At 68.8% G+C, this 4665-nt stretch carries 3 protein-coding genes; all 3 read right to left on the bottom strand.

From position 1 onward, the window contains the following. Window positions 1-33: 33 nt before the first annotated feature. Window positions 34-1353, bottom strand: a complete 1320-nt coding sequence (locus B1A78_RS20495; RefSeq protein ID WP_077148721.1) for a tetratricopeptide repeat protein — start codon at window positions 1351-1353, stop codon at window positions 34-36. 135 nt (window positions 1354-1488) lie between these two features. Continuing rightward, window positions 1489-2571, bottom strand: a complete 1083-nt coding sequence (locus tag B1A78_RS20490) for a hypothetical protein (RefSeq protein ID WP_144037937.1) — start codon at window positions 2569-2571, stop codon at window positions 1489-1491. A 59-nt stretch (window positions 2572-2630) separates the two neighbouring features. Continuing rightward, on the bottom strand, window positions 2631-4665 hold a 2035-nt coding region (locus B1A78_RS20485), incomplete at its 5' end, for an autotransporter domain-containing protein (protein WP_144037936.1).

Here is a 4665-nt window from a genome sequence, read left to right as displayed (position 1 = left end):
CCTAGGCGCGCCGCACCGCCGCGACCAAGCGAATTATCCTGCGGTCAGACGCGCCAGCGCGCTTTCGACCGGCGCATCGCCCGCCCAGCGGCCCCGGATCGCGCGCACCAACCCGGCGTCGCCCCATCGCTCACGCCGCGCCTCGGCGGCGCGCAGGGTCGCCATCAACCGGGCGCGGTCGCGTGCCACCGACGCGACAAAGGCGCTCCACGCAGCGGTCCGGCTTTCTCCGTCCGCCATGTCGGCGTCGGCAAAGTCGAGCAACAATTTCGGCGCGGCATCGGATCCCACCTCCAGCGCCTTCGCGAGCGCCGCGGTGCGCTGGCGCAGCAGTTCGTTCTGCCGAAGCTCGGCCACCCGCGCCTGCGCCCCGACATAGGCCGCATAATCGCCGTCGGAGAGGTGGATCACCGCGAGGCAATCATGGATCACGGCAAAATCGGGATGGCGGCGCGCGAGGTCTTCGAGCGCGGCGAGCGCCGCATCGCGCTCGCCCGCAGACCACAGCGCCCAGGCAAGGTCGGTCTGGATCGGGACCGACCCCGGCATCATCGTCTGCGCTTGGCGCAGATGTTTGAGCGCCTCGTCGCTATCGCCATGGTCGGCAAGGATATTGCCGTACCAGAAATGGCCGGTGGCATCGCCGGGCGCCAGCGCGATCGCCTTTTCGAAATAGCGCCGCGCCGCGGCAAAATCACGGTCGCGCCAATAGGCGATGAACCCGTTGACGCGCTGCGCGGTGGCGAGCGTCGGCGCCAGCCGCAGCGCATCGGCGGCGGCGCTGCGCGCTTCGGAAAAAGCCTGCCGATCACTGCGCGTGCCGAATTCGCGCGACAGCAACAACGCTTCGGCGAGCGCGGCATAGCCGGGCCCGTAGCCGGGGTCGCGACGCGTCACGTCGCGGAGCAGGTCGATCGCCTTTTCGATCGCGGCCGCCTCGCGGTCGGCGAGCAGATCGCGGCCTTTCAGAAAGCGGTCGGCAACCGCTGCGTCGCGCGGCAGCGTGAGCGCCGGCGGCATTCCGGCAGGTGCGGGCGGGATGATCCATGGCATCGCGAGCCAAGCCGTACCGACGGCGCCCAGCCCAACCAGCGCTGCAGCGGCCGCCTTCCACGGCTGGCGCCGAACCGGCAAGACCGGCGCCGCTTCGTCTTCGGCTTTGCCCTGCGCCCAGCGATCGAGTTCGTGCCGCAGCGCATAGACGGTCGCGGTCTTGCCGCCCGGGATGCGATGCACCGGCAGGTCGCGCTCGCGCGCCCAGCGGATCGCGGTCGTGCGATCGCGGCCGAAATGCGCGCCGATCGATTTCCAGCCGTCGATCCGGTCGGGCGGCGCCTTGCTGCCCGCCGTCACCGGCCGGTCGCGCCGCGCTGGAACGCGCCGAACGAAATCATGATGCCACCCATCCCTTCCTGCGCTGGCGGACGCCAAGGATCGGCGGGGGCTATCATGCGCGGCCGGGGCCGGCATCCATCATCTGTTTAGGCGTCAGCGCGCGGCGACGATGAAGCGATGCGCGAACAGGCAGAGGTCAGGGAAACCGGATGTCCCCGTCTTGGCGTAGATCTTGTGCAAATGGCTGCGCGCGGTGGCGCGGGCGATGCCCAACCGCTTCGACGTGCCGATCATCTCGCCATGCGCCAGCACATCCTCGAGCACCTTCGCTTCGCCCGCGGTCAGCCCATGCGCCTCGGCCATCGCGCCATAGGCAAAGCCCCAGCGCCGGTCGACCTCGGTCACGCTTACCGCATGCGCCGCGCCGCGCCCTTCGCTGACGTCGCCATAGCGGTTGCGCGACAGCGGTTGCGAAGCGAGGAGCAGCCGCGCCTTGCGGCGACCGAAGCTGAATTCGCGCAATAGCGGCGTCCCCGCTTCGGCGGCGCGCGCCAGCGCCTTCGCAAAAGCCGACCGCCGCGCCGCCTCAATCGAGGCAAAGCCGGTCATCCGTTCGATCTCGGGGCCGAGGTCGAGGATCTCGCCCGCATCGCCGAGCATTACCAGCCCGTCGCGCGCGCCCTGTGCGACTTCGCGATACGCCGCCATCAGATCGGCTTGACGGATGCGGTGGCTCGACAGGATCACCGCGCGGCGCAGATGCGGCACCAGCGCGCGCATCGCGGCGATATCCTCGCCCGAAAAAGGCGCGACGTCGCCGGTGCGCAGGATCGCGATCGTCGCGAACATGTCGTCACGCTTGATCAAATTGGTCGCCAGATTGTCGACGATACGCTGCGGCACGATATATTCGCGGTAGAAGCGGCTCGCCTGCACATCGGGCAATTGGAGCAACGGATAGGCGGGACGCGGTTCGCCTTCGGGCGTCTCCATCAACGCCGGGCGCAGGATGTCGAGCGCCGCATAGGTTTCGACGTAGGAGGCCAGATAGGCGGGGTCGTTGCCATATTCGGCCTGGAACCCCGCGCTGCTGCTGCCCCCCATCCAGCCGAGGAAACCCGCCTGCGCGCCGAAATGATCGCCGATCCGCCGCAGCAGATCGGGGAAAAGCCGCTCGTCGGCGGCCGCATCATAGATGGATTCGACTGGAAACACGGTGACTTGGCTATGCCGCACTGCAACAGGGCGCGCAATCCAAACCCGGTCCCCGCCGCCAGACGGGGACCGGGCCGGAGTCAGAAGGCGATCCGCAGCCCAGCCTTGATGCTGTGATCCTGCCCTGCCGACCCGATCACACCGTCATAGCTGACGGTGATCTGCGCCGCGTCGCTCAGGCGGAGCCGCCCGTCGATCGTCGCGACACCGGCATCGCGCGAACGCGGCGTACCGATGACGACGAAGCCGGGTCCGGTGGCGAAACGCATCGTGGTCGCCGGGGTCAGGTCGCCGAACCCATGCTGCCAACCCACCGTACCGCCGACCGAGAACGCACCCGACGTCGCGGTCGAGAAGCGGGCGCCAAGAGTCGAGAGGGTCGCATTCTCGTCCGTCTTGGCGCCCGCAACCGCCGCACTTCCCCCCGTTTCGGTGAAAGCGTCGGTAGCGACGCGGATCGCGACGATCTGGGCAAAGGGTTCGACATGGCCGCCGCCGAGCGGCAGGCGATAACCAAGGTCGGCGAAGCCATGGAGGACCGAACCGTCATAGGAGGCGACGAGGCGCTGGCCGATCCCCGGGAAAGCGACGCTGCGGTCGGTGTCGATGCTCGCCGAGGCATAGCCGCCGCCGACCTTGAGCGCCGCACCGCCGAACTCGACGCCGGCATAGCCCAGCACATGCCAGCTCTTGAGCTTGGCGCTGCTGCTGCGGGCCCGGATATCGACGTCGGTTTCGAGATAGGAGCCGGCAACGCCGATCATCGCGCTTTCGCCGACCGCGAAATCGGCGCCGAGAACGCCGCCGATCGTCTCGCGGTCGAGGTCGGCGGTGCCGTTAGCGCCGTCGCTATCGCCCCAATTGCCGAACATCTGGCCCCACATCGCGCCGCCGGTGCGGGCGTCGAGCCGTTCAAGCACCGCGTTACGCGGCAGGCGGCTGTCCTCGATCATCGCGGTGCGCAGGCTCGGGTGGATTTCACCCGACAAGCCATCGAACGCCGCTTGCGCCGCCGCATCGGTCGGCAGCAGCAAAACGGCTGCGGCGAGCGGATCGGTCACCGCCTGCGCATCGAGCGCGGTGCCGACCGCGATCTGGTTCGGCGTCGCGCCCGCCGCGGCAAAGGCGCGCAGCTTGGCGAGTTCGATGAAGATCGTCGTATCGGTGCGACCCTGGCGATAGCCGAGAAAGTTGGAGAGCAGCTGGTCGGCGAAAGTAAAGCTGCCGGTCACCCCGCCCGCCGATTCGAGGACGGTGTAGCGTGTGCCGAGCACCGCCGGCTGCGGATTGCTGACTTGCAGCCGCGCGCCCGCCTCGATCGTCGTGACACCGCCGGCGACGAAGCGGTCGGAGCCGCTGCCCCCCGCATCGACCGCCAGCACCGACCCGGCAGCGAAGCTCGCATCGCCGCTGGTCTGCACGATATCGCCGATCCCGCCGTCAACCATCGTGATCGTCCCCCGGTTGGTCAGCGTTTCGAGCCCCGAATAGCTCGTCGTCTCGGCAGCCGCAGCCGAGGTGCCGCCGATCAGGCGTCCACCCGCCACGTTGATGAGCACGTCATCGACTCCGCCGAACACATTGACCCCGCCAATGCTGTTCCAGACACCCGCATTGGTGAAGCGGTGGCTCGCCTCGATATCGGGCACCTCGGCGATGACAAAGGCGTCGCGCGCGGCAACACGCAGTTCGCGCTGCGGTTCCTCGGGTTCGGGTTCGGGTTCGGGTTCGGGTTCCGGCTCGGGTTCCAGCTCGGGAGCCACGATTCCGGCATCGAGGCGGATCGTACCGAGCAGCGTGCCGTTGTTGAGAATGTCGACCGGCCCGCCGACCGCCTGGATCGCGAGATCGGCCGACGCGCCTGAGCGATTGCGGATCGTTCCCTCGTTGGTCAGGTTGAACGCCTGCCCGCTTTCGGTCACCGCGTCGATCGCGGCGAGCCCGCCTTCGACGGTTCCGCGCGTAATCAGCGTCGTCCCGCCGCCGGCCGCGGCATCGAGCGCGACAAGGCGATTGCCGGCCGCGCCGATCCGTCCGACGGCTCCGCCATTGTCGTCACCGCCATCGTCTTCCCCGCCGCCATCGCCGCCGCCGAAGCCGCGCGTCAGGATCGAC

The organism is Sphingopyxis sp. KK2, from assembly GCF_001990265.1.
Lineage (GTDB): Bacteria > Pseudomonadota > Alphaproteobacteria > Sphingomonadales > Sphingomonadaceae > Sphingopyxis.
Note: the sequence above shows the minus strand (reverse complement) of the source record. Positions and strands in the feature narration are given on the sequence as shown.